The following is a 25,654-nucleotide window of genomic DNA, read 5'->3' as shown; positions in this document are numbered from 1 at the left end:
ATCTTACGTTGAGTGTGACACTTGCGTAACTTCTATCTAATGTTTTGTCACTGAAGTTACTACTTAGATGTTGGCACATTCTTTCATTAAATTGAGATAATCTGGGCGGAGTTTATCCCAGCTAAAACGTTCATAGATAGTTTTATGACGAAGATAACGTTTAGATATATCATGGGATTCTGCTAATGCTTGAGGTACTAAGTTTGCGAAATTACCTGTTAATTCAAAGTTAGCTAAATAGCCATATTGACCCAATATAAAGCGAGTAATTTCATAATCATGAGCTAAACAGGGTAAGCCATGAGACATTGCTTCTAAAAATACGATGCCGAATCCCTCATATAGAGAAGCTAAAACGAAAGCATCAGCAATTTTGTAGTAATTTGCTACCTGATTTTTGGCAACAGTTTTTATCTGAAAATTATCCTTTCCTAATAAGCTATAGCCCATCTGTATAATTTCTGGCGATTCATTGCATTGTTGACCTAGTAATAAAAGATAAGGACGTGGCTCAGGCATACTAGCGATTTCACGAATCACATAATCCACACGTTTATAAGATTTATTAATAGCTGCTACTGAAAGAATTAAATGTCTTTTTTCCGGCAGTCCAAGCTGATGCCGCAAAACTTGTCGTTCCCTAGCCGCAAGTATGTGAAATTCAGAGGGTACATGAATTGAATGAGGAAGCAAACTTTGTTTTTTAATAGGTATGCCTAAATCTAAAGCTGTTTGCATGTGAGTAGGAGCCATTTGTTGTATATGATCCCAGCGATAAAATATAGTTGGTTTACAGGGGCCACCATTACGAAATAAAAGCTTATATTTTTGGTTGGTTAAAGAACGCCAACGCCAAAGTAGAGTGCCTAAAGTTGGTTCAGCAAAGTAAATAACGTCTGGCTTTTTAAGATGTATATGTGGTAGGAGGCTGAGAAAAAATGATAGTTGATGAATGAAGTATGGATCTCTTCTATCTGGTTTTTTAAAAAGTTTGCCTAGTTGATAACTTATTTTAGAAGTATGGGGTATATTCCATAAAGTAATTTCTTGACTAGAAGTTTTTCCCCTACCTTTAAAAAGAGTGACATCTAGATCATCGCTTTGTGAGAAGGCATCAAAAAAGCTTTGAGAAAAAGACTCATAGCCGCGTTGAATATAACCAAGACCAGAACATATAATAAAGACTTTTATCATATAATTTACTATAGTAAGATTTAAATTTATGAATACAAAAATGTGATTTTAGGTGGCAACATCTAACATCAGCCGACGCAAGCGATGAGTCATTCTTTGCAAGCGAGCGTAGCCTTGAGTTCCGAAGGAGTATGTTATTGCTATTGCTAAACTCAAGCGGATATAGATGGAGGTGTAGCGTAGTTGGGGGTAGTGCAAAATAGCCTGCTGACGGTAATGCATTGCCTGGTTTAAGTTACTCTCGTCTAATAGAGAAGACCAAGCTGCAAATATATTCATCCAGCCATAGCTTCGGGTTCGTAAATACAGCAATTCTATTGGAGCAGACTGGAAGGTTTTTTCGATAACCAGGCGCAATTCCTGAAGCATTTTGTTGCTGTTTTTTGTTGTATTGCTGGAGTGTCGGCGATAGAGAGTTAAGGGTTCTTTGACTACTTTGAAGGGATAATGTGCAGCGATGCGGCTCCACATATCTCTATCTTCACCACCCCTAATATTAGGGTCAAATAGTCCCACAGTGTCAAAGCAGTTACGGCGAACCATTGGGGAACTACCAGTAGATATCATATCTAAGACAACAATTTGCTCCCAGACATTTCCCTCTACATGATTCGCTAGTAATATGCCTGTGAATTTACCCGACTGGTCGATAAAAGCTGTCCAGGTATACACTAAACCCACGGCTGAATTATCTTCTAGACAATGTACTTGTTTTTCTAGCTTTGTTGGTTTCCATAGGTCATCAGCGTCTAAGAAGGCGACAAATTCCCCTGTTGAGTGAGCAATGCCTGTGTTACGTGCGGCAGATACACCTTGGTTTTGTTGGGAGATTAATTTCACACGGGGATCTACTATTTGAGTAGCCCATTGTTTGATATTGTCTGTACTACCATCATTAATAATGAAGACTTCAAAATCTGTAAAAGTTTGTTGCAAAACGCTTGCTAAAGTGTCTGGTAAATAAATCATGGCGTTATAGGCGGGAATGACAACAGAAACTTTTGGCATAGGTTGAAACTCCTGATATTTCTGGTAAATATTATTGCGCTAGATGGCGACGTAAAGTATAGATTAGTGTTAGCAATTTGCTATAACTGTCAGTTCCTAGCAATTGCCTAATCATAATTGCTAAACTTAGACGAATGAACTGGGGAGAGTAGCGTAACTGAGGATAATGTTTGATGGCTTTGTGTCGAAAATCAAGGGACAATTGACAGTTTTTATCGCCAGTTTGCAGGGTTTTCCAGGCGATATATAAGTTTCCTCGACCGTAGCAGCGATTTTTTAAGTTTTGGATGTCTGACGGGAGGGATGCAAATACTTTTTCAATGACTAAAGATAGACCTTGTTCTGTGATTTGCCAGTTTTTGGTGATGTTATTTTGGTGTAGTCGATAGTTAACTAGAGGTTTTTTGATGACTGCAAAGGGATAATGAAAGCTAATGCGAACCCATAATTCCCAATCTTCAGCTGAGGATAAATTTTGGTCAAATATGCCTACGTTATCTAAACAATCACGACGGACTATGACTGTTGAGGTTTGGATTGGGTTGTATTCAACTATTTGCTGCCACATATTACCCTGTATATGGGATTTTATGATGCGACCGGAAGATTTACCATGGTGATCAACTAATTTTATCCAGGTGTATACTAAGCCGATTGTGGGATTATTATCTAGGAGGTAAATTTGTTCTTCTAATTTTGTTGTTTCCCATAAATCATCAGCGTCTAAAAATGCAATATATTTACCTTTACTGTTGTTAATTCCTGTGTTTCTGGCGGCGGATATGCCCTGATTGTTTTGCCTTATTAATTTGACACGTGAGTCTAGTATTTCTGTGATCCATTGGTGAAGATGATCTGTACTGCCATCATCAATAATTAATACTTCAAAATCTGTGAAGGTCTGCTGGAGGACACTTGCTAGGGTTGTTGGCAAGTATGTCATGGCGTTATAGGCTGGGATGATAATAGAGACTTTGGGGATGTTTGGCATTTTTGTTTAGTTGGTGAATATGGTTTTTTAACTAACCGCAGAGGTGAGCCAGCGCGCAGAACAGGGGGTTTCCACGCCACGTGCTTTAAGCCGGGGAACCCGTCCAACGCAGTGGCTCCCCATGAGCGACTGGTGAACCCGAAGGGCGCAGAGGACGCAGAGGTAAGAGGAAGGAGAGGAGAAAGGGGTTTTTATAGATTGTTTGCGGTTGTTGTGGCAATTTTGTCTGAGATTATTTTTGCTTTTTATTAATGAAGTTAAGATTTTTGAGTGTGTAAGATTGTTTGTGAAATTAGATTGCGGTAGGTTTTTGCTAGTGTGTTCCAGCTAAAATGTAAGGCATTTTGTCTGATTTTTTGCTGCCAATTTACCTTGAGAAGTTTGGCAATAGCAGCAGCATATTTATCTATGTTGGTGACATCGCAAAGGATGCCGTTATCACCAATCATGTAACGTCGCATTTCGTCATCTGTGGCTACTATGGGTAAGCCTGTGGCCATTGCTTCTAAATAAGCGATTCCAAATGGCTCGTTAATTGAGGGTAGTGTGAATACATCGGCGCTGCGATAAACTTGAGGCATCTGGGCAGCGGGAAAGGTTTTGATGGCAAAGCGATCGCACCCTAGTAATTCCTCTCCTAAATTTTGAAAGTATTGCTGATCGCATCCATCCCCACAAATGAGTAAACTGACTGATGGCAGGGAAGCTACAGCCTGTATGGCTAGTTCTACTCGCTTGTGACTGCGACGGTTGAGTGTAGCGACACATAACACCAGCGGTTTGTTTAAACCTAAGGATATCTGCTCTCCTTGTGGTGTAAAACGATTGGTGTCTACGCCGTTGGGAATAATGGTGATAGGTTGAGATGGTCTTAAGGTTTGAGCAAAATTGGCGATCGCTTGGGAGAAAACCACCAGATGATCGGGGCGAAATCGTAAATTGCGAGTTAGCGATCGCCCTTGGGCTAATAATCCTGTATGTTCGGTATAAACTATCGGTGTACCAATCAAGGTACGGACAAAGGCGGCCATTGCTAAACCCCCGTAGTCGTTGCAGGGAAAAATTACGTCAGCAGGATGTCTCAACAAATGCAATGCACAAGGTAAGAAGCTTGTCAAGTGTTCAATTACAATATCGGGATGGGTAGAAAACCGCTGTAGTAGGGGAGTGATGGGTAAATGGCGGAGTATCTGACGCGCCTGGATTCGCCCAATGCCCCCAGCCGGATAGTAAAAAGGACTACAGGAAGCGCCTGCTAATAATTCCACCTCAAAGTCAGGGCTGAGGTGACGGGCCAGTTCAATGGCAAATATTTCTGAGCCACCACTCCAGTTAATCCCTGCACTCGGATGCACCAAAGCTACCCGGTAAGGTCGTTGTTGGGTTGAGTTAGCCATAAGATTGTGGTTGATTCCAATTCCAACCTGCGATCGCTACAACAGTCCACCAGTAAAAAAATAGGGTTGTGTGGGTCAAAATATTCTCCGTCGTCATGCCAACCATAATGGCTACCAGCAGAGCTAACAATACCCAGCAAAGTTGATGCTGAGGGCTGTTAGCAGGACTGCGGCGGAGCAATTCCATCAGGTGTATTAACTGAGTCCCCAGAAAGGCGATAAAAACCAAAAAACCGAGGATTCCCCCTTCTGCAAGCGCCCGGACATAATCGTTGTGGGCGTAGTTGTTGTAAATAGTTAAATAGCGGCTAGTCGCCAAACCGTAACCCAAGATTGGCGAATCCTCCCAAGCCTTTAGCAGTAAACTCCACTGAGCCAGCCGCCAGTTAAAACTATTACCATCACCCTGGGATAGCAAAATTGCCCGCGAGATATCTATATCTGGATTGAGGAGTGGTGTTTGGGACAAAGAGCCGAGGCGTTGTTGTCCAAACTCCGTACTACCAAAGAGGGCAATAACTACCACAAAAAACAATACCCCAGCCATGAGATTAATCAAGCTCAATTTTGGTGCAATCAAAACCAAAATAAAAACGCCCAGCATCATCAAACTAAATAAGGCTTTAGTACTGACATAGAAAAAGGCGAGTAAAGCTAGTAACAGCCACCAAGGCCAACGCCGTTGAGACTGATTCATCTGCCAATAAGTCAAGCCAATGAACAGTAAGAGGAAAGTGGCGAAGGTATTCGACAGTCCTAGAGTGCCGTTAATCCGGGAAATTTCCCCAGTAATTGAGTTTTTGTTACCTTGGAGAAAGTCAGGTAAGAGGGAAAGGGGCAGAAGTATTTGCAATAATGCCGCCGTCAGGGGTAAGATGAGCGCCAAAAATAGGGCAGAGATCATCTTTTGGGGATGGATGCGGTCTTTTAGCTGCATCACCAGTAGATAGACCATTAGCCAGGAAAAGAGACGTACCCATTCGCGGATGCTATCTAGCCAAACAGCAGTATTCAGACTCATGTCTCCCCAAAGCAGGAGGAGTACCCATAAGCCTTGTAGAACTACCCAACCGGCAAACAACCACCAAAAACCATCAGTCTGCACAGTTCCATTGGTGAGTAATGTCGCCACCACATATATTAAAGTGAGGACATCTAGACCAATGGCAAAGGCTGCTGGTACTTGCTGTAATGAAAACGGGTCAAGAGCGCTACGTAAGATTAACAGTCCCAGGACAGCTGACTCAAAGCTGGTAAAAAAGTAGAAGGCGATCGCCAATCCTCCCAGCACCAAGCCTACATAAAGCGGCTGCACCCCTGCCAAATAGCCCGCAAATAGAGCCACTCCTACCCCACCAGCTGAAATGATCAAATTTGCCCGTTGATGAGTCAACATGATCATAGAGACCTCACACCGTTAGAGTAATTAGCGGCACTCTGAGGAACAGTCATAGTTTGGGATAAATAGCGGTAGGACTTTTCTGTTTGATTTTCCATCCCATTCACAACTACCCCAATAATTGGTATGCGATTGTGGGTGAGTTCTGCCACTGCTTTTTGGAGAACTTCTTTAGGAGTCAAGTTAGGACGGGTAATCAACATGATGCCGTCACTGCACTGGCCTAATGTGGCAGCATCCGCGCTCATTCCCAGGGGTGGAGTATCTATAATTACAAAATCATATTGTGCGATCGCCTCTGCCAGCAATGACTTCATCGCCTCTGACTCTAGCAACTGTGACGGACGTCTATCTGGTTTGCCACAAGTCAATACTGACAGGTTATCCATACCTCTATCTCTGGTTTGCACCGCATCCACCAGAGATTTATCGCCGTTAAGGACATCAGTAACTCCTGGATAGGGAGCTAAGTTAAACAGCTTGTGCTGCATCGGGCGATATAAGTCAGCATCTACAACCAATGTCCGTCGAGATAGCATTGCACAAACGGCAGCAAGGTGGGAAACCACTATTGATTTACCCTCACCGGGAATAGTGCTACTAATGACAATGCTCCGCAGTTTTTGAGAATGGCGAAACTCCAAATTTTTCAGCAGCATTCGGTAAGGCTCAACCAAGGCCATATCATCAAGAAATCTTCCCCCTGGCTCTAGTTTCAATATCTTCCTCGGCAGAGATGGCAATGTTCCCAGCAAGGGAATGTTCAGCAATTCCTCCGCTTCGGCAGCATTATGGATAGTGTTATCCATCATTTCCAATAGCAGCACCACCCCAATAGCTAAAATAATTGCCAACACAATAGCCAGCAGCAGCACCAAAGAAGGTTTAGGAGAAGTGGGTACAGTGGGAGTTGTTGCCGCTTCAATAATGCGAATATTGCCTACCAGTTGGGCTTCAGCAATACGTGCCTCTTCTAGTTTGGTTTGCAGCAACTTCAGGGAGTCCGCGGCGGCTTCTCGTTGACGGGTAAATGCCGTCAGGGGTTGCTGTTGAATTGGCAGTTTTACCAAGCGAGTTTGCAGGTTGGCTTTGAGATACTGAACAGTTCGCAGCTTATTTTCCACTGCCAAGCGTTCAATCTCATTGGTGATTAGCTCCGAGGTGAGATTTTGACTGAGGGTATCGGATGCCACATCGCCCCCTGGAATAGCCGGATTTGTAGGCGAGAGGCTAGCAAGTTGCTGATTGTAGTAGTTACGGATACCTTGCTGTTGTTGCATTAGGGAAATCACCGTTGGATGGTACTCAGTAAACCGCAAACGCGCCTCAATAAGTTGTGTTTCCAAATCTGCCAATTTAGCCCGTAATGCTTTTAGTTGTTCATCTTGACCACCGCGCACAGATACGTAAGCATTGCTGAGGGTAGTGGCGCTGGTAATTTTTCTCAGTCCGGCAGCGCGCGATCGCGTTTCTTGCAGTTGAGCCACTAAAGTTCGTTCTTGGTCATCCATCGTGGCTAAACTATCAACTAAACTTTTAGCTTGGTCAGCAAAGGAAATAATCCCACTAGCTTGTCGATATTTGTTTTCTACCGCTTCCGCTTTTTGCAGATTTTGGTTGGCTATAGGTACCTGTTTTTCTAAAAATTTCCGCACACTAGCCGCTTCTTTGCGGATTTGCTCAACACTTTCTTCAACCATTGTTTGAGCCACAGCATTCATAAACTTTGCTGCTATTATTGGGTCTTTATCTTGATAGCTCAAAGCTAAAATATTTGTAGCTGGGACAATTTTAATTTGCAAATTTTTACTCAGATCCCTAGTAGTCCACTGGCTTTCAGACTGGGAATCAACCTTCGCCCAAGCTCTGGCTAAAACAGGTTGAGATTTGACCAATTCTGCTTGATCAGCCAAGGGACTTGCCCCTCCTGGTGTCCCCGCAGGTACTTGAGTTAAATCACGCCCCAAATCTGACAGACTCACCCGTTTGTCATCTAACATCAGTCGCGCTGATGCTTGATATAACCGTGGGGTAAAAGTAAGGTAGGCAACTGACGCCCCAATAACAGCCGTAAATGTAGCCAAGGCTGGCCAAAAACGCCGCTTTAAAACTAATGGTAAGGAGGCAATATTTTTCTCCATTACATATATCCTATTTTTTTTAGTTAAATGACAAATAACAAATGACCAAAGACAAAACTGCTGTATAAAGTTTCAAAGTTTCAGAAGTAATGTAATCCCAGCTATAATTACTCTGCACGTAATCTTGGGCATTTTTCGCCATTTTTGCTAATTCAGTCGGATGACGAATCGCCCAGTTTAAGGAACGAATGCAAGAGTCTAGATCGCCAGATGTAAACAGCATTCCCCGCTGACTATTAATTAATTCCTGATGGGGTAGGATATCGCTGGCTAGTACTGGTATACCTTCCTGCATTGCCTCTAACATCGCCAAAGGTAATCCCTCTAACTCAGAAGGTAGGACAAACAACCCCGAACCCCGAACAATCTCCCATAGACGAGATCCTCGGAGTTCTCCAGCAAAAACGATATCTCGATGATTTGCAACTTTGGTTAATAGCTTGCTGCTGAAAGATTTCGTATCACTGACACCTCCAGCTAGAACTAGTTTCCATCCAGTTGGGTTCAAAGTACTGAAGGCTTCAATCACCAAATCAGGACGTTTTTCTGGTACAAGTCTGCCCAAAAACAGAATGTAGCGCCCTGGTGTTAAATTTAGAGATTTACCATAGGTAAAGTTCTGATCTGATTCGCCATATCCAGCAGGAGCATTGGGGATGTAGAATGTTTGGCGATCGTAAGTTTGAAGAAAGTAAGATTTCAGGTCTTTTGATACTACAATTATCCCGTGGGCAAAATGTACAGCTGCCTTTTCACCCGTAAGAATTAGCTGACTAGAAAGATTGCCCCACTTGGCACGTTGCCAATCTAACCCTTGACAGCTAACAACCACCTTTGCAGAAGTGGCTTTTCGAGAAAGCCAGGTAAATAGAGCAGGGCCAAGGGCATGAAAATGGATAATATCGTATTGTTGCCCGCAAGATGCGATCGCTCCTAGTGCTGAGGACACAAAGGCATCCAATCCCCGCAAGTGCCACCCAGGTAAGGAAATAACTCGCACCCCCTGATAGTCATCTTCCTTAAACCAAGAACAGTCAGTATAAGAAGACCGAGCAAATAAATCCACGCAATGACCCTGTTTGACCATGCGGGTATATAATTCTGCACAATGATGCTCAATTCCTCCTTGTTTGGGAGGTAAGCCTTTTGCACCAATGACGGCAATTTTCATAGTTATTACATTTCTGAAAATGGTTTATTAATTCAACCCCATTGGCGGGATTTGAAAATTACTGTACCCACCCATAAAAATGCTGTAAGCTTTGCTTATCTAAAAGAAGCATTTTGAATCAGAGAATTTTGAAAACGACTGAGCATTTGGCTGTAAACATTCCCCATCACATTCCGGGCAGCATAAGGTTGTGCAGTTCCCACACAGGAGGCAATTAGATAATCTTCTGGATGTAACAATACTCGCCGTAACCCATCGGCAATAGACTCCGGCGTCCGTTGCTGACAAACAATTCCACTATCAGCAGTCAGTAATTTTGGAGTTTCACCGCATCTAGTTGTAACTACGGGCGTGCCACAAGAGAGTGCCTCTAGAACCACCAAGGGTAGACCTTCGTAAGCACTGGAAAGAACAAAAACATTAGCAATTCGATGTAAGTGTGCAAGTTCCTCTTGGGTAAGTACACCCAGCATTGTTACCCTTTTCTCTAGCCCCCAGCGACGGATTTCTGCACATACTGCCTCCGCTAACTCCCCATCACCCGCTATTAGTAGGTGAGTCTGGGGTTGATTTAAAGCTGCAAAAGCACGTATTAATAACAAGGGATCTTTTTGTGGATGCAGACGACCAGCGAAAAGGACAAAACTTGTTTCCTCCTCTAAACCCAGTCTGAGAGCTAGTTTTCGCCGCTGTCCTTGCCGTTGTGCCTGACTTAAGGGGTAGAAAGTTTCGTTGTCAAAGAAATTTTTGATGTATGCAGTGCGATCGCCTAAACTGGGATAGCGCTGCTGATAAAATTGCGCTACATCAGTATTACACGCTAATATTTGACTAAAATGAGGAATTAATAACCTTTCTAGTGCAAAATAAGCTGCGGGAAATCTGCGCCACAAAATTGCCTTTTTATCACCTCCAGTTTGCATCTGTGTGTGAATATCGTTATGAATAAACAGGGTTTTTTCTCCCTGCCAATTCCAGGCGGCTAAACTTGGCTCTAGCCGATGAAAATGCATAAAATCTGAAGCTAAACGACGCCCTAAAAGGGCAGCAGTATATTTGAGCGTCGTGGGAATTCGACTTCTGATATTATCATTTTCTAAACTAAATAATGGTAAAAAACTAATTTCTCTCCCAGCCAATTCGGCAGCTTGCCACTTCATAATCGGCTGAGATTTATCCTTTCCTGTGCCTACAAGTCGCACCACAAAATCACTAGGTGCATACTTGATAAAAACCTTGATTATTGTCTGAATTCCTCCAATACTTGGATGCCAAGGATTAAATTGATAAAAAATCGTCAGAACAGGTTTACGCATGACGATTACCCCACACAAAAGGTGTGCAAATTCTCAAGTAAATTTAAATCAGTTAAAGACAGAAGTAATCTTTGTTTTATCTAGACATTAATTCAATTACCTCTTCAATTCGTTGTATTTCTTAAGACAGATGTCCCTTAGCTGCTAAAATATTAGTTGTGCCCAATTTAACTATTAAATTGAATAAAAACCTATTTCCATACCACAGTTACCTATAAGTAGAGCAACGTCAACCCCTTCCCTACGGGACGCCAAAGGCGAACGGGGAATTCAAAATTCAAAATTCAAAATTAAAGACAATCAGTGGTGGGTTCAAGCCCCCACTGATTGTAGACCGCTGATTCTAAGAATCAGTAGGAGCCTGTACTCGGAATTAATTAATTCAAAATTGTTTTTATTCTTCCTAACAGAATTTTGAATTCAAAAAAGGTAAATAATTAAATGTTTGTAATAAGGGCTTAAGCCCTCACTACGAGCTAATTTCAATATTTGTTACTTTACTTAATCCTATAGTTTGATTTCTTTTTGTATACTTACTTAAGAGCTTGATACCAAACACTATAGCCAATAGGATTCAGTTAATTTTATTGGCTAATTGGTAATAGCTTTTAACCATTACCAATTACCAATTACCAATTACCAATTACCTACTTTGATTTTGCCTCTAAATTTTCTAAGCGGCTTTTTAGTTCCTGGTTTTGTTGTTTGAGTTGGTCTAGTTCTTCACGCAATTGACGCAGACTTTTTTCTGGGCCAATATTCTTTTGCACTTTGGCAGTTTCTTCCTCAGCATAGCGACGCACACGCCCATCTGGTGTTTGCGCGGCTAAAGATTGCAAAATCCCCAAAGCCTTGGGAGTTTCCATTTGTCCTAATGCTGCTACTACTGCTATTTGGGTTAAAAAGAAAGTTTCTTTCGCTAATTCTGCTAATCGTTCTAAAATCCGTTCCAAATTTGCTGGAAGTTGGCCAACAGAAATTTTGCCTAAAGCGCGAATTGCAGCTAGGCGTAGTATTTGCGGTATACCGAGTTTAGTGTATTCAAGTAACAGATTTAAAGCTGCTTCAGAGGTTTTAAGTTCAGCTAAACCGCCAATTGCCCCACTACGGACTACTTCATTCCAGCCTGCTTTTTCTTCTAAAACAGATTTCAGCAACTTGATAACTTTTTCTTCCTTGGGTTTTTCTTCCAAGTTAGCAGATGAAATCGCCCCAATTGTCCGACAAGCAGCAGCCTCCACATAGTAGCTGGGATCACCATCTTGGACGAAACTTTTCACAGCTTTATAGCTTTCATGGGTTTTGATTTGCCCTAGTACTTCTACTACAGATCGCCGCACAAGTGCATTTTTATCTTTTAACCCCGGAAGTAAGCTATCAAAGGCTTGATCTAATTTGATTTCTGCCAATTGTTTAGCTACTTCGACACGCACACCCCAGAATGGCTCATTTTGTAACGCCGCTGCTAGTGCTTTAGTTGCTTCTAACCCGCCTTTTTTCGCTAAAGCTGCTGCTGCATAGATGCGAGAAATGGGATTAGGGTCAAATTCTAACTGTGCTTTCAATTCTGGTAATGGGTATTCTAAAGTCACAGTTTTGAGGTAATTATTCCCGACATCAAAGCTGATAAAATCGGGTTTTTCTGCCAGCGGGAAGTAGAAACTTTGTTCCCGTTCATTAATCCGCAAGGTAAAAGTTGTTAGTTCTGAGTTCTGCTGTGTATAACCAAAACCAATGGGGATTTTTAGGTCAAATAATTCCTTGTTGCCATTTTTTTCAGCACTTGCTTGGGTTTGAGTTACTGTCAGTTTTGCCAAATTAGCATCTCCATCCCAAGAGTAAGCCACTTGAAAATCGGGATGACCACCACGATAAACATATTGGTCGAAGAGAAAGGCGAGATTACGGCCAGTTGCTTTTTCAATCGCCCGGAGTAAGTCTACTGTTTCGACGGTTTTGTGGGCGTTGTCTTGAACAAATGTATGGATTGCTAGCCAAAATAATTCGTCTCCCAATTCTGCCCGAATCATGTGATAAACACAAGATCCTTTTTCGTAGATGTGGCGATCGTAAAGTTCAATGGCTTCCCGATAAATATGAGTTACCATCGGTCGGCGGTAGCGGCTACTATCTTCGTTAATATAACTCCGGGCTTCTAATAACCGATAGTAAGCGGCTTCCTGTACACCATATTCCTGTTCTGTCCACATCACTTCAGAGTAAGAAGCCATCCCTTCTTTAATCCAAGCATGAGACCAATGCTTAATTACTACTAAATCGCCAAACCACTGATGGGCTAGTTCGTGAACAACTAAACTTTCGGTACTGCGGTTATCTAATGTTGCCCGTTCATCAAGTAAACAGCGATCGGTTAACAGGGTGGTGGAGGTGTTTTCCATCCCGCCAAAAATGAAGTCATTGACGCAAACTTGAGCATATTTGGGGTAAGGGTAGGGATAACCATACTTTTGGCTGAGAAATTCGATCATCCTCGGAGTTTTACCCATGCTGCGTTTGGCATCTTTCTCCCTGCCCTTTTCTACGTAGTAGGTAACGGGTAACCCAAGCCACTCATCCCGAATTTCGGCAAAGTCGCCTACCGCTAAAGTCATCAAGTAGGTAGGATGAATTTGCTGCTGTGACCAATGGTAGATTTGCCGTTCGCCATCTTCTAATGTATGAATTAGTTCGCCGTTGGAAATAGCTACCAAGGGTTGAGGAACACTAACGCGAATTTCAGAAGTAGACAATTGTCCTGGGTAGTCAAAGCAGGGGAACCAGTAGCGAGAGTCTTCGTCTTCTCCTTGAGTCCAGACTTGGGTAGGCTTGTTGGGGTAGTGTTGGTCAGGGTGAATAAAGTAAATACCGCGTTGCGGTTTTTCTACCGAATAGGCGATCGCGATTAACAACCGTTTACCAATCTGCGTTGGTTGCGAAAGTTGGATGGTCAGTTGTTCTCCGTCATAATCAAACTTCTGCTGTACTTCGTCCACTTCCACAGACTGGATATTCAAGTTGACAGCATCCAAAGTCAAACGGTCAAGTCCATTGCGAATAGGTAATAGACGAATGCAGCAACTGCCCTGATAACTTTGGGTCGGGATATCCAAGCTGAGATCGAGAAAAATATGCTCTACTTGTCCGGGTCGATCAGGGTTGTAGTGGGGTTTTGCTCCTGGTAACTCAAAAGGTTTGTGGCCGTTATTCTCTGTATCAAAATAAGACTGCGACATAGATCCTTAATGAACTTGTAATCCTGAAAAGTCTAGCTGGCTGTAGTTCAGAAAAATAGAGATTTTGGGTATATTTCCCAAATAAATTTGGCAATTTGGCAGGATTCCCCTCTGGGGTTGGGAATTTGCATCAATCTCCCCATCTTGCTCCCACATCTGCCTCCCTTGAATGTCATCTGACAATTTGCACTATTTTGTCATCGTGTCAAGAGTATCTTGCGCCGCGATAGATGCCTTTTAAGTACAAATACTACCAACTATTTCTATAGCTTAGAACAGCTTGTTGCTGTTAGGGTAACTATTTTTTTCTAGAAGAATAACAACTCATTTGCGGATTTGCCCCTGGCCGTGTTGAAGTATTTTTTAGAGGAATTACGAGCGTTTACTGTGTAAAATACTACTTTTTTTGTTAATTACCGATAAAGTAGTGGAGATTGTGATTAAATCAAAAAACTCTACAATGACCCTTGTATCTGCCTCGGTAAAAATTTGCGGAAAAAAGGATAATAATGCCTGAAAGTAAATCAAAGTTTTTAATTCCTGCTGTTGGCGCTGCTCTAGTCGTGGCAGGAAGTGTAGCTGCCTATATATATTTTAAGGGGGGGCCCGCTGGAGATATTTCCAGCGCTCTGGGTAGTGCTAAACTAGTACCTTCCACAGCATTAATAGCAACTTACATTACCACTGACTCCCAAGCCTGGGCAAAGTTGCAGCAGTTTGGCACTCCACAAGCACAACAGTTAGTGGCAAAAGGTCTACAAGACTTTGATAAAAACCTATTGAAGGATAGTGAAATTTCTTATGAAAAAGATGTAAAACCTTGGATTGGTGGGGTGATGATTGCTGTATTGCCAGCAAATCCAACTCAACCAGCCCAGTTGAAAACACCTGCTGAACTAAATGTCCCGATCAAGGCACAGCAGGAATCCAATATCCTGTTGGTGGTAGGAATTAAGGATAAACTCGGCGCGTTAAATTTTGGTAACAAATTGAAAGGACAAAAAGGAGTCAAAATCCAAGAATCTGACTACAAAGGTCAAAAAATTGTCGAAACTACAAGCAAGGGTAAACCAACTTACACCGTAGTTTTGGATAATAGCCATTTGGTATTAGCTCCGTCTAAGCAAGCTGTAGAGAAGGCAATTGACACCTTTAAAGGTGAAGCTTCTTTTGCAAGCAAAGAAGGCGCAAGTAGTATTCTCAGCAAAGGTGTGGATGTCAAAAACACCCTGGCCCAAATCTACATACCTGACTATGGGAACGTAGTCAAACAATTGGCAGCCTTGAATCCTCAGGGGACGCCGTTACCTCCACAAACCCTGACACAATTGAAGCAGGTGAAATCTATGGTGGCGGGTATTGGTGTTGATGATGCCGGACTGCGATTAAAAGCGATCGCCAATTTAGATCCGCAACTGAACAAATTTCAGTATCAAACCACTCCCGCTAAAATAGTGGGGCAGTTTCCCACTGATACGATTGCTCTCATTAGCGGACAGGGTATCAGCCGTACCTGGCAAACCCTCACCGAGCAGTCAAAAGATTATCCTGAATTTAAGCAGTCTATTGAACAGCTTCGCGCACCACTAAAATCAGTCAATATTGACTTAGATAAAGATATTTTCGGGTGGATGAATGGAGAATTTGCCTTTGGTGCTGTGCAATCTAATCAGGGTGTGTTGGCAAATTTTGGTTTTGGGGGAGCTTTAGTATTTGACACAAGCGATCGCAAAACAGCAGAAGCCACCTTCACTAAACTAGATGACATAGCCAAAAAGCAATCCCTGAGCATCGCCCAAAGAACTATTGGCGGTAAAAACATTACCGAATGGCAAATTCCCCAACAAGGAGCTTTATTAGCACATGGTTGGCTAGACCAAGATACTGTATTTCTCGCTCTTGGTGGCCCCGTTGCTGACGTCCTAGCAGATCGTAAAGGTCAATCTCTCGATAATAGCGACAATTTTAAAACCGTGACTGGTTCATTGCAACAGCCCAATGGCGGCTACTTCTACCTTGATATGGAGAAAGCCGTCACCCTGATTAATCGTTTTGCCGCCCAAGGTCAACCCATAGAGCCACAAACCAGTGCCATCCTGGGTTCCATCCGTGGTTTTGGTGTTACCGCTGTTAGCCCCGATAAATCCACCACTCAAGTGGAGATGTTGCTGGCTCTCAAACCAAGTACAGCCAAGTAGGATTAATTAATCAGAATGGGGTAAATGCAGTTCCAAAAAATTTAGCTAAATTTGCTCAATCTTACTCTTTTTTCTACCTAAACATGAATAGCGAGAGGATTGTATAAAACCGGGGATAGCAGGTTATTAAATGCCGATATTATCCCTCTTCTGTCACTCTCCGAAAACATTTGCCATTTCTGAATTCTAGAGCTTTTATCTACCAAGCGATTGCACAATTTCTTTCTAAGAATAAATACAACACCCATTTTTTTCTAATAGGATAGGTTGGATTGATTGGTTGATAAGGCTTTCAGAAATTGCCCTCCCGGAAAGTGACAAAAGAGGGCTAAAGAGTAGATTTTGGGTAAGGAACCGCCAATGAAAGGATAACTTTAATGAAACCCCTATTCCCCATCAAAGCCATGATAGGCAGGTTAAAACCTGCCAGTTCATCTTTGACGAAAAAAATCTTTACAATTCTAGGCTGACCGACCGCAACTATGTCATAAGTAAAAAAGGCTGTTAAACGCAAATTGATTTATGACTGCTGCTCTAAAAACTGCTCCTGACTTTGTCTCCCGGTTAGTGAATGGCATCCTGGCAATCAAGCCCTTAGCCAACTTCGCCAAGCACCAAGCCAGACAAATGATGATTAAACGGGCTGAAAAAATTGGTGTTTTTTGGACGCAAGAAGTAGAGAAGCTCCAGGCACGTGATTGGTCAACCAATTTAGCTAAAGTAGAAAATCCTCAACTTTGCTACCCAGATTACTACGTCACCTCATTTCACGCCTACGAAACTGGAAATCTCAGCTGGCTTGCCGCTTTTGAAGTGGAATCTGCTGCTCACGCTGTCCATGCTAAGATTTGGCAGGATGCCCAAGCCCAAGGCGATGGGCTACGCCCCGCCCAAGGCGATCGCAAACTGCGTCAAAGTTACCACGAAATCCTCATTTCCCAAATCTCCCATCAACCAGAAGACATCCTCGACTTGGGTTGCAGTGTGGGTATGAGCACTTTTGCCCTACAAGCAGTTTATCCCGATGCCAAAATCACAGGCTTAGACTTATCTCCCTACTTCTTAGCCGTTGCCGACTACCGCTCACAGCAACGTCAGGCTAAAATCAACTGGGTTCATGCTGCTGCTGAATCTACTGGCTTACCAGATGCCTCGTTTAATTTAGTTTCTATTTTTCTGATGTGCCACGAATTACCCCAGTCAGCAACCAGGCAGATTTTTGCAGAAGCCCGGCGTCTACTGCGTCCGGGTGGCTACTTGGCAATCATGGATATGAATCCTAAATCGGAAATTTACAAGAAGATGGCCCCTTACATTTTGACCCTGCTCAAAAGTACTGAGCCTTATTTAGATGAATATTTCACTTTAGACATTGAGCAAGCCCTAGTTGAGGCGGGTTTTCAAACTCCGACTATCACTAGCAACACCCACCGTCACCGTACTGTAATTGCTCAGGTGAGTGGCTGATTCCTCTCTACTGCTATGGGCAGTCATACCACCAGGGCTGTTTCTGTTGCTCTACTACCGTCGTATCCCTGCTGCCCCACCCCTGTCACATCTGTTATTGTTTTTTATCTTCGGGGCAATCTCTGGTTTTCTCGCCCTCGGACTGGAAGAATGGGTTGCACATTGGCAACAGATACCCCGCTCATTCCTAGGTCAGGCTCTAAGACAGCTGGTGGAAGTAGGGCTAATTGAGGAAGGTTGCAAGTTAGCAGCAGTTGTGATCCCAACCTACCATCTCCAACGCAGGTATCGATTACGTGCTACTACTGTTTTCCTCTTCACCATGGCCGTTGCCCTCGGATTCACTGCCGAAGAAAACTGGGTTTACCTTTTTCACGGTACAGCATCAGCTTTTGAACGTAGCATTGGCACACCAGTTCATGCCATGTTTTCTGCCCCCTGGGGTTATGCCTGGGCAATATATATTTCCTCCAGCATTCGCTTAAATCGAGACAGGAATTTGATTCCTAGGGCTTGGCTAAATTCTGTTATCTGTCATGCCCTAGCAAATATCCTATCTAGTGCTTGGGGTTATTCACCACCTCTACGTTTTCTCAGTTATGGTTTATTTCCATTTCTGTTGTGGATGTTTTGGCGGCTGGAACAACTACTGCGGAAAGTCCAAGGTAAACGCCCTATTCCCTTGATATCAGGTTATACACTTCAGCAGCGTTACTGGCAGCGGGGTCTAGTGGTATTTGCTCTCTTACTCAGTGGCAATGCTCTTTTTGGTCTATTTATCTTAATCAGAAAACTTCTTCCCTTAAGGCCATCACAGCTTTTATACCGCGATGTTTCCAGGTTTATACTCCTTCAATTGCTGGTAAACCTCAGTTTGGGAGTTTTAGGCTGGTTAATTTATCGCTATTTGCGACGTTCAGCCCGTCGTCGGTATTTTTGAAATTTGATCTGGGTTAGACAATGGGGCATGTCAATGATTGCCAATGCCCCTATATCCAATTGCTTAAACTCTCGCCAAAACAGGCGCAGTTTCTACCCTAGGGACTGAGTTTGATTCTGACTCAGTGGTGTAGATTTCGCAGGAATTATTAGGACTTTCGATCAGCTTAACTTTGTAAAGCTTGACGCCTAATTCCTGAATCGGCGATCGCAACACATTACTAATATACAGAGCGATATTCTCAGCCGTTGGTACAACTTCGGCAAAGAAAGCAATGTCCTTGTTGAGAAAGGTGTGATCAAATGGTTCTACCACATAATCTGCGATCGCCTGATGCAAAGCACCTAAATCGGCAATCATCCCTGTGCGCGGGTCAATTTCCCCTTTCACAGTCACTTCTAAATGGTAATTATGTCCGTGTCCATTAACACGGGCACACTTCCCATAAATCTCCGTATTTTCCTCAAGACTGAGGTCAGGATGAGCCAGCCGATGGGCGGCGCTAAAGTGCGTACTAATACTGAGGTAAGCTTCCATTCCGTTTCCCATATAATCTGCCCAAAGTTCAGGATGTTCAAACAACTGTACGCGGACTAAAGGCAAGTGGGGTGCTAGGCGCTGCCAAACCACCCGTGCAATATTCTCAGTGGTGGGGAGAGTTTCTTGAAAATCTGCCCACACATCATTGAGATAAGAAAAGTCTAATTGGCTGGTAACTTCCCGCTTAATTACCTGTTTCACATCAGACAAATTCAGCACCATGCCATATTTATCCAATTCCCCAGCCAGGGAAATAAATAAGACATAGTTATGCCCGTGTCCAGGAAATCTAGTGCAAGCACCAAATTTTTCAATATTCTCGGCTTCAGTGAGTTCTGGCAACCAATACCGATGACTTGCCGAAAACTGAGCGCGGCGATTTACAATGCATTGCATGAGTACACTGGGAACAGAATTTAAAATTTCTTAATCTTTCACTGTTATCAGTATAAACTAATTTGTCCGTCAGTGATCTCAGTAGGAAGAGATTAACTGCTGATTCTACCTTCTGTCTTAGAATAATCGCAAGATTCTAATAACTTTAACTTGTAAATTACCTCTATGCCTTACCCTAAACTTAGTGGTGAAGAAATTACCCAACGCGGCAAAGAACTCTACCAAAAGAGCATCTGTCCCCAAGTGGAAACAGCAGAGAACATCGGCAAAATTATTTCTATTAATGTAGAAACGGGTGAATATGAAATCGGTGATGATTTAACCATCACAAGTAGCCGATTACAAGCTAAACAGGCTGATGCGCCAATTTGGGCAGGACGAATCGGCTTTAATGCGGTTTATGCTGTTGGTGGTACATTAGAGCGAAATCTGAACTTTATTTATTAACTGATACTTGTGCTTCCTGGTACAACCTCGTAGCTATACGGAATAGTTCTTGACCAGTGTGTAAATAACGTTCATCGTAACTCAACGGAAAATATGCCAACTCCTCTATTCCATCACCAACTTGACTCAGACAGTAATAGATGTGAGCAGCGGTAGCTGCCAAACTAGGAGGATTCGGCAAAGAACGAAACTTAATTTGAGCTTCTTTAAGATCATCTCGACAGGATTCTAAATAATCCTGAAATTCGTCTAACAATTCATCATCAAAAGGATCAGCGGCTAATTCCTCGATTTGTTCCTCTAGAGAACTGAGAATGCCGCAAAGCAAGCGATTAACTGGTTTATAAACTAAGCGCAGCCATTCTTCAACCAGTTCATCAGCATCCCGTCCAGTTGGTCTTGTTGTCTGGTGACGCTTTTGGGAGGATGCTGTACGCGGCTGCCGAGAGCTATTTAATTTTTGGGAGCTATTTTGCAATTTTTGGTCATAATTTAAGCGGCTTTGTGTATCTCCTAAGACCTCATAAGCTGCATTGATGCGAATAATTTGCTCGTGATCCGCTGTTTCCTGTTGAGTGTCAGGATGAAATAATTTTACCAAGCGGCGATAAGCTTGCTTAATCTCCGCCAGGCTGGCATTAGGATCAACTTTCAGGGTTTTGTAATGGTTAGAATCGACCATGAATCCGATTTTATTGTTAGCTAATGCTAGCTCCTACCTTTGCCTCTAGGTCTTGGAACAACGGTGTACTCAAATATCTTTCCCCAAAACTGGGCTGAATCATTACAATTAAGCGGCCTTCGTTTTCTTGACGTTGAGCGACGCGAATAGCGGCACATAAAGCTGCTCCGCTAGAAATACCAGATAGTAGCCCTTCTTCTTTTGCCAAACGTCGTCCGTAATCAATTGCTTCTTCATCAGTGACGGTAATCACTTCATTAATCAATTTTAGCTGTAGCACTTGGGGAATGAACCCAGCGCCAATACCCTGGATTTTGTGTGGGCCTGGTCTGCCTCCAGATAACACTGGACTATTGGCTGGTTCTACTGCGATCGCCTGAAAGCTCGGCTTGCGTTTTTTCAGAATCTCCGCTACACCAGTAATTGTACCACCTGTACCCACCCCTGCCACAATTATATCAACCTGTCCATCAGTATCTTCCCAGATTTCCTCTGCTGTAGTTTCCTGATGTACGAGGGCATTCGCCCGATTGCGGAACTGTTGCAACATATAGGCATTGGGCGTTATTTCCACTATCTCTTGGGCCCGTCGAATTGACCCACTCATGCCCTCAATTCCTGGTGTTAGTTCCAGTTCAGCCCCATAGGCCCGTAACATTGCCCTTCGCTCCCCACTCATGGTTTCCGGCATCGTCAAAATTAAGCGATAACCCTTAGCTGCTGCTGCCATTGCCAGAGCAATTCCTGTATTTCCCGATGTAGGCTCAACCAATAATGTCTTACCAGGAGCAATCAGCCCTTCTTTCTCGGCAGCATTAATCATACTCACCCCAATTCGGTCTTTGACTGAAGCCGATGGGTTCATGCTTTCCAGTTTCACCACAATTTGACCAACACACCCTGACTCTTGGGGGATACGGTTCAATTGCACTAGGGGTGTACGACCAACCAGTTCTGTAATGTTACGAGCAATCCGCATAATTATTCCTTATTCCTGAGTCTTGATTCCTTAGTTATTAGGTCATTTACCTGATTGTCGTTATGCCCCACCTTCAACGAAGCAGGTTGAGGTATTTCACTAAATGTAGTACATGATATCTAACTGGCGTCGTGAATCTCGTTTTTCACAAAGATCCTGAAGCGAATATTTTTGCAAGACTGAACTAACTGCCTGACTTGCTTCTAGCCAGATTTCCGCGACGACTGAACTATCTACCGTTTTGGGATTTATATCTTCCTCATAGGTTCGCACATCTAACCCTTCCAAACATTCCAAAATCTCTAAAATGCTAATTTTCCAAGGTTCTCGCATCAAGAGATAGCCACCTTTGGAACCCCGTTGACTCTTGACTATACCCCCACGCCTCAAGGTTGCCAGTAGCTGTTCCAAATAGCGATCAGGAATATTTTGTTGTGCGGCAATTTGTCGAATTTGCATCGGTTCGCCACTGCTGTAATGAGTCGCCATCTCTAATAAGGCCAGAATTGCGTATTCAGATTTACATGATAGTTCCACAGGCAGCAAAATAAGTGGTAATTGGGTTTAGGGGAAAGTTAAGACCGATGCACCAAAGCACCAGCGCTATCGCTGAGGCGCAAGCTACACTGTCTTCGGCGCTGATGCCTCAGCGATATGCTGTTCGCGTTCCCTTTAGCAATAGGCGATCGCTCATAACCTTTTCTAGTATACTCCGGTTATCCACTGGGGTTTATTCCGTGCCCTGACTGAAAACAAAAAACCCCGCCTGATGGCGGGGAGCAATAAATTTCAAAAAACTTGTTGGCAAATTGTCAACGCTCTAGAAGGTGAAAGTTGTTCTGAGAGTACCGATAATTGCATCGTCGCTGTTGCTGCTTTGACCAGGAGCCGTCAACCAGATAATACCAGGTGTGACGGAGATGTTATCAGACACGCGATATTTGTAGAAGCCTTCAATCTGATATGGAACTTTGTTACCACCAAGAGTACCTCGGTTCAGAGCATAGGGTTGTGCGCCGCCGAAAATACCCAATACATTACCCTTCTTACCAAAGTCAGGTAAAGCAAGCCCTAGTCCGTAGCTCCAAGCTTCATAATCATCACCTGCACCAAAGCCTGTGACATCGTGGTAAGAGACGAAGCCGCTAACTGACAGTTTCTCGCTAGGTCTGAAGGCTGCAGAAATTCCGTAGGAATTGCTGGAAGACGCATCTGTGGTACTGAGAGTGTTGGCGGCTCTAGTACCTACTAAAGGAGTAGGCGAGTTTGCGCCTAGTGTACCGCCCCCATCGAATAAAGTCCCACCTGTGCCGTTATAACCGTGGACGTAGGTGGCAGCCAAGCCTATGCGATCGCCAACACTAAAGTTCAACTGTCCTAGGGCCGCATAATTGCCGTTGAACACACCTGCACCAGAACCAGGGTCATTTGCTTCTGACCCTAAGTAACCTAGAGTTAGTGAACTTGAGTTCAAGACACCGCCGGGTTTACCAAAGGGTACACTAAGTGCTATACCTGCACCACCACCAATCCGATAGATGGGATTTTCCGAAGCGAAGGTAGACAATGCACCATTACCACCGTCAGTCTTGTCGAAGAAGTAAGGGTTGTTAACAGCAGCATAGTGACTATGTTGCCCTCCAGCCGCTGCCAAGTAAACTTGAGCAGGCCCAACAGGAGCTTCATAAGTCAAGCGGTCTATTCTCACATCGTTGGTACCAGTGCCACCAACTTCATATGTCTGTGTGCCTTCTCCGGTATTGGTAAGAGTTGCATTATTGTTGCCTCTTATGTCAAAGGCTGACGCGTTACCAGCTACCAGACGGGTGGTTAATACATCTCTACCGGTGAAGCTGGTTTGTAAGCCTAAGCGTACTCTGTCTTGGAAAACAGTATTGTTGGCATCACCAGTATTACCCCCAAAGGCATCACTTACCGCAAAAATGGCTTCACCAACCAGTTTGGTGGTAGTGGAGAACTGATTTGCTTCCAGTTCAGCAGTCCGCGCTTCTAGGGAATCTACACGACCCCGTAGAGTTGCTAGTTCAGCAGAAAATTCTTCTTGTAACCGTTGTAATGTTGTTAAATCCTGTTTTGTCACCAAATCAGCTGTTGCTGTGGCAATCAATTCGTTAACTCGATCCAAACAGGCATTTAAACCAGCGGCAAATTCGTAACGGGTCAAAGCACGGTTACCGCGATAAGTACCATTCGGGTAACCTGCAATACAACCATAGCGCTCAACCAAAGACTGCAAAGCCTGGAACGCCCAGTCAGTTGGTTGCACATCGGAGAATTGAGAAACCGATGTTACTTGAGACTGAGTTGTATTACCTTCGTTGCTGTAGCGTTTAACTTGATCCAGCACCTTGGCATCATTTACTGCTTGGGCCAAGATTTCCGGCTGTTGGGCAACTTCTGTTGTGCCTTGATTTTCAATTGACGATACTGTTACTTCAGTGGCTGTATTTGGAGCCGCAATTGCTGTTGCCGAAACTAACAACGTTGCTCCTAAAACTGCTGGGCTAACCACCAAGGACTTCCACAAGAGATTAGACATGTTTCCTTTTCTCCTCACACCTTATATAGGTAATAGTGTTCGCTGCACCTAATTCTCAGAAATGCGACATCTTTGTTGGCACCTGTGGATGAGGTATAGCTGCCACTACTACAATTTTAGTTTTTGCAAAGCTAATAACTGGTTAATTTATGGTTAAACACTTATGTGATTAACTTATGCAAAAACACACCTTCATAGCTTATCATTATAGACCATCTAATTCAGATGATCAAGATAAAAACGATGATTCTGATCAACTGTCACCATATAAGCCAAATGTATGACGTCCATAATCCCAGTATGAAGTAGGGCAGATAGTATTCATCATTCCCTACTCACCTAAGTTAAAAGCGTAGAAGCTAAGATACTGGTGATAAAAAATCTCTTAGCCGATTTGGGAAATTACTCCCGCTAGATCAAAGTCATTTTGCGTTAACCCACCTGCATCATGTGTTGTCAGCGTAATTTTCACTTTGTTGTAAGAAACCTCTATATCTGGATGATGTCCAGATGACTCAGAAGGTTCCACTAACTTATTAACAAACTCAATTGCCTGGATAAAATCTTTAAATTTACGGGTGGTCTGCAATTTTGACCCCTCGACTGTCCAACCTGACAGAACACTGGCCCGTGATTGAATTTCTGCTTGTGTAAGTAGTTGCGCCATTTTCAAAAGTCCCTATTTATCAAAATTCACCAAGAAAACTCTTCCCTCAATCGTAGCGGAGTGGAGCTAGTCCTAAGCCGACAATTTTCTAGACAAAGCTATATATGTATTGACAAAAGTCAATATATTTTAGTTGAAAAAATCAAATACTCGATATATAATTTCAATGTCTCAAATATTGAATAAGACTGTTGCTGACGCGAAAACCAAGCAATGATAGTGATAGTCTTTTTGAGAATCTGAAAAAAATAAAGATTGCGTTGGGCTACAGCGTGTAAGTCTACTGTAGCTTGCTTCCCGTAGGGTGGGATAACCGCTCCCATGCTCCCGTTGAAGTAGAAAGTAAAGTCTAGCTTTGTCTAGGTTTTATATAGCAGGGGATGAAAGGTGGATATCAATAAATCAAAAGTTACCCATAAACAACTATCCGCTCTGGTTCAGATCAGATGATCTAAATCAGAGCGGTCTAGCGGGTCTTCAGGTTGTAACCAGACTGCCGGAAGGAACTCCGAGCTTGCCTAGCTACTTGAGCTAACTTAGTATCTCAGGATAACTAAGGCTAACTTTTAGAGAACAGCCCCGGCACACAGCCGGCTAACTACAACCTGATGACCCATGCATTTACTACTTTCTATCATGGGCATCACCTCCTTGTTGCCTAAGTGGTCTTAATTTCAAAAGTTTAGAGCGTTTTGCTCTGGGTTTGTCACCTTGAATGACTATAGCACACAAAATTCTAGATGAGAAGACTTGAGATTAACTATAAATAAAAAACCCCCACCAACAGGCGGAGGCTCATTGCAGAATGATGAATGGTGACATACTCCACACACTCCCCTTCGGGTGAGTGTGGGCTTCTCAACGACTCCTCTATGAGGACATTGATTGAGCTTTGAGGGCGTGTGTCCCACGCGCCTTTATGTTAATA

19 protein-coding genes are annotated in these 25,654 nt (G+C 43.2%); 4 read left to right on the top strand and 15 right to left on the bottom strand.

Annotation, left to right across the window (positions count from 1 at the left end):
* Positions 1-63: 63 nt before the first annotated feature.
* The 9 genes from H6G32_RS23455 to H6G32_RS23415 form a co-directional block, all read right to left on the bottom strand.
* A complete protein-coding gene (locus tag H6G32_RS23455) occupies positions 64-1,194 on the bottom strand; it encodes a glycosyltransferase family 4 protein (RefSeq protein ID WP_190462692.1) in 1,131 nt (376 codons plus the stop codon).
* Positions 1,195-1,242: 48 nt separating this feature from the next.
* Positions 1,243-2,202, bottom strand: coding sequence for a glycosyltransferase family 2 protein (locus H6G32_RS23450; RefSeq protein WP_190462689.1), 960 nt, complete (start codon positions 2,200-2,202; stop codon positions 1,243-1,245).
* A 31-nt stretch (positions 2,203-2,233) separates the two neighbouring features.
* Positions 2,234-3,184 (bottom strand): glycosyltransferase family 2 protein, encoded by a 951-nt coding sequence (locus H6G32_RS23445; RefSeq protein ID WP_190462704.1) that lies wholly within the window; start codon positions 3,182-3,184, stop codon positions 2,234-2,236.
* A gap of 266 nt (positions 3,185-3,450) precedes the next feature.
* A complete protein-coding gene (locus tag H6G32_RS23440) occupies positions 3,451-4,590 on the bottom strand; it encodes a glycosyltransferase (RefSeq protein ID WP_190462687.1) in 1,140 nt (379 codons plus the stop codon).
* Positions 4,583-5,986 carry an O-antigen ligase family protein gene (locus tag H6G32_RS23435; RefSeq protein ID WP_190462703.1) on the bottom strand — a complete coding sequence of 468 codons (1,404 nt, stop codon included), beginning with the start codon at positions 5,984-5,986 and terminating at the stop codon, positions 4,583-4,585. Before H6G32_RS23435 ends, H6G32_RS23440 begins: the two co-directional genes overlap by 8 nt.
* A 2-nt stretch (positions 5,987-5,988) precedes the next feature.
* Positions 5,989-8,130 carry a GumC family protein gene (locus H6G32_RS23430; protein ID WP_190462685.1) on the bottom strand — a complete coding sequence of 714 codons (2,142 nt, stop codon included), beginning with the start codon at positions 8,128-8,130 and terminating at the stop codon, positions 5,989-5,991.
* A gap of 19 nt (positions 8,131-8,149) precedes the next feature.
* The gene (locus H6G32_RS23425; RefSeq protein ID WP_190462683.1) at positions 8,150-9,301 is read right to left on the bottom strand and encodes a glycosyltransferase family 4 protein; all 1,152 of its coding nucleotides are present in this window, start codon (positions 9,299-9,301) and stop codon (positions 8,150-8,152) included.
* 95 nt (positions 9,302-9,396) lie between these two features.
* A complete protein-coding gene (locus H6G32_RS23420; protein WP_190462681.1) occupies positions 9,397-10,617 on the bottom strand; it encodes a glycosyltransferase in 1,221 nt (406 codons plus the stop codon).
* Positions 10,618-11,264: 647 nt separating this feature from the next.
* Positions 11,265-13,850, bottom strand: a complete 2,586-nt coding sequence (locus tag H6G32_RS23415) for a M1 family metallopeptidase (RefSeq protein ID WP_190462678.1) — start codon at positions 13,848-13,850, stop codon at positions 11,265-11,267.
* A gap of 509 nt (positions 13,851-14,359) precedes the next feature.
* Here H6G32_RS23415 and H6G32_RS23410 point away from each other — a divergent pair.
* The 3 genes from H6G32_RS23410 to H6G32_RS23400 all read left to right on the top strand — a co-directional run bounded on the left by H6G32_RS23410 (position 14,360) and on the right by H6G32_RS23400 (position 18,455).
* Entirely contained in the window at positions 14,360-16,048 is a 1,689-nt protein-coding gene (locus H6G32_RS23410) for a DUF3352 domain-containing protein (protein ID WP_190462676.1), read from the top strand.
* Between the two features lie 522 nt (positions 16,049-16,570).
* Positions 16,571-17,515, top strand: coding sequence for a class I SAM-dependent methyltransferase (locus H6G32_RS23405; RefSeq protein WP_190462675.1), 945 nt, complete (start codon positions 16,571-16,573; stop codon positions 17,513-17,515).
* On the top strand, positions 17,508-18,455 hold the full coding sequence (locus H6G32_RS23400; protein WP_190462673.1) for a PrsW family intramembrane metalloprotease: 948 nt from the start codon (positions 17,508-17,510) through the stop codon (positions 18,453-18,455). The genes H6G32_RS23405 and H6G32_RS23400 overlap by 8 nt, the downstream gene beginning before the upstream one ends.
* Positions 18,456-18,518: 63 nt before the next feature.
* Here the strand turns inward: H6G32_RS23400 and H6G32_RS23395 are convergent, their stop codons facing one another.
* Positions 18,519-19,391: a 6-carboxytetrahydropterin synthase gene (locus H6G32_RS23395; protein WP_190462671.1), complete on the bottom strand. Its 873-nt coding sequence runs from the start codon at positions 19,389-19,391 to the stop codon at positions 18,519-18,521.
* A gap of 165 nt (positions 19,392-19,556) precedes the next feature.
* On the opposite strand from H6G32_RS23395, the gene H6G32_RS23390 reads away from it, so the two are divergent.
* A complete protein-coding gene (locus H6G32_RS23390; protein WP_190462668.1) occupies positions 19,557-19,838 on the top strand; it encodes a hypothetical protein in 282 nt (93 codons plus the stop codon).
* Here H6G32_RS23390 and H6G32_RS23385 read toward each other — a convergent pair.
* From H6G32_RS23385 to H6G32_RS23365, 5 genes are all read right to left on the bottom strand, one after another.
* Complete coding sequence (locus tag H6G32_RS23385) at positions 19,828-20,520, bottom strand: J domain-containing protein (protein ID WP_190462667.1); 693 nt, start codon at positions 20,518-20,520, stop codon at positions 19,828-19,830. The genes H6G32_RS23390 and H6G32_RS23385 overlap by 11 nt on opposite strands.
* A gap of 16 nt (positions 20,521-20,536) precedes the next feature.
* The gene (gene cysK / locus H6G32_RS23380) at positions 20,537-21,499 is read right to left on the bottom strand and encodes a cysteine synthase A (protein WP_190462665.1); all 963 of its coding nucleotides are present in this window, start codon (positions 21,497-21,499) and stop codon (positions 20,537-20,539) included.
* A 99-nt stretch (positions 21,500-21,598) separates the two neighbouring features.
* Positions 21,599-22,036: an RrF2 family transcriptional regulator gene (locus H6G32_RS23375; RefSeq protein ID WP_190462663.1), complete on the bottom strand. Its 438-nt coding sequence runs from the start codon at positions 22,034-22,036 to the stop codon at positions 21,599-21,601.
* A 283-nt stretch (positions 22,037-22,319) separates the two neighbouring features.
* A complete protein-coding gene (locus H6G32_RS23370; RefSeq protein WP_190462661.1) occupies positions 22,320-24,059 on the bottom strand; it encodes an iron uptake porin in 1,740 nt (579 codons plus the stop codon).
* Positions 24,060-24,444: 385 nt separating this feature from the next.
* Complete coding sequence (locus H6G32_RS23365; RefSeq protein ID WP_190462659.1) at positions 24,445-24,726, bottom strand: 4a-hydroxytetrahydrobiopterin dehydratase; 282 nt, start codon at positions 24,724-24,726, stop codon at positions 24,445-24,447.
* Positions 24,727-25,654: the final 928 nt, after the last annotated feature.

The organism is Cylindrospermum sp. FACHB-282 (assembly GCF_014697195.1).
Lineage (GTDB): Bacteria > Cyanobacteriota > Cyanobacteriia > Cyanobacteriales > Nostocaceae > Cylindrospermum.
This window is presented reverse-complemented; position numbering and strand designations above follow the sequence as displayed.

Excerpts from the sequence above, each read along its gene's own strand:
- H6G32_RS23455 (WP_190462692.1), bottom strand. The coding sequence starts at position 1,194 with ATGATAAAAGTCTTTATTATATGTTCTGGTCTTGGTTATATTCAACGC.
- H6G32_RS23450 (WP_190462689.1), bottom strand. The coding sequence starts at position 2,202 with ATGCCAAAAGTTTCTGTTGTCATTCCCGCCTATAACGCCATGATTTAT.
- H6G32_RS23440 (WP_190462687.1), bottom strand. The coding sequence starts at position 4,590 with ATGGCTAACTCAACCCAACAACGACCTTACCGGGTAGCTTTGGTGCAT.
- H6G32_RS23435 (WP_190462703.1), bottom strand. The coding sequence starts at position 5,986 with ATGTTGACTCATCAACGGGCAAATTTGATCATTTCAGCTGGTGGGGTA.
- H6G32_RS23430 (WP_190462685.1), bottom strand. The coding sequence starts at position 8,130 with ATGGAGAAAAATATTGCCTCCTTACCATTAGTTTTAAAGCGGCGTTTT.
- H6G32_RS23425 (WP_190462683.1), bottom strand. The coding sequence starts at position 9,301 with ATGAAAATTGCCGTCATTGGTGCAAAAGGCTTACCTCCCAAACAAGGA.
- H6G32_RS23420 (WP_190462681.1), bottom strand. The coding sequence starts at position 10,617 with ATGCGTAAACCTGTTCTGACGATTTTTTATCAATTTAATCCTTGGCAT.
- H6G32_RS23415 (WP_190462678.1), bottom strand. The coding sequence starts at position 13,850 with ATGTCGCAGTCTTATTTTGATACAGAGAATAACGGCCACAAACCTTTT.
- H6G32_RS23410 (WP_190462676.1), top strand. The coding sequence starts at position 14,360 with ATGCCTGAAAGTAAATCAAAGTTTTTAATTCCTGCTGTTGGCGCTGCT.
- H6G32_RS23405 (WP_190462675.1), top strand. The coding sequence starts at position 16,571 with ATGACTGCTGCTCTAAAAACTGCTCCTGACTTTGTCTCCCGGTTAGTG.
- H6G32_RS23395 (WP_190462671.1), bottom strand. The coding sequence starts at position 19,391 with ATGCAATGCATTGTAAATCGCCGCGCTCAGTTTTCGGCAAGTCATCGG.
- H6G32_RS23390 (WP_190462668.1), top strand. The coding sequence starts at position 19,557 with ATGCCTTACCCTAAACTTAGTGGTGAAGAAATTACCCAACGCGGCAAA.
- H6G32_RS23385 (WP_190462667.1), bottom strand. The coding sequence starts at position 20,520 with ATGGTCGATTCTAACCATTACAAAACCCTGAAAGTTGATCCTAATGCC.
- cysK (WP_190462665.1), bottom strand. The coding sequence starts at position 21,499 with ATGCGGATTGCTCGTAACATTACAGAACTGGTTGGTCGTACACCCCTA.
- H6G32_RS23370 (WP_190462661.1), bottom strand. The coding sequence starts at position 24,059 with ATGTCTAATCTCTTGTGGAAGTCCTTGGTGGTTAGCCCAGCAGTTTTA.
- H6G32_RS23365 (WP_190462659.1), bottom strand. The coding sequence starts at position 24,726 with ATGGCGCAACTACTTACACAAGCAGAAATTCAATCACGGGCCAGTGTT.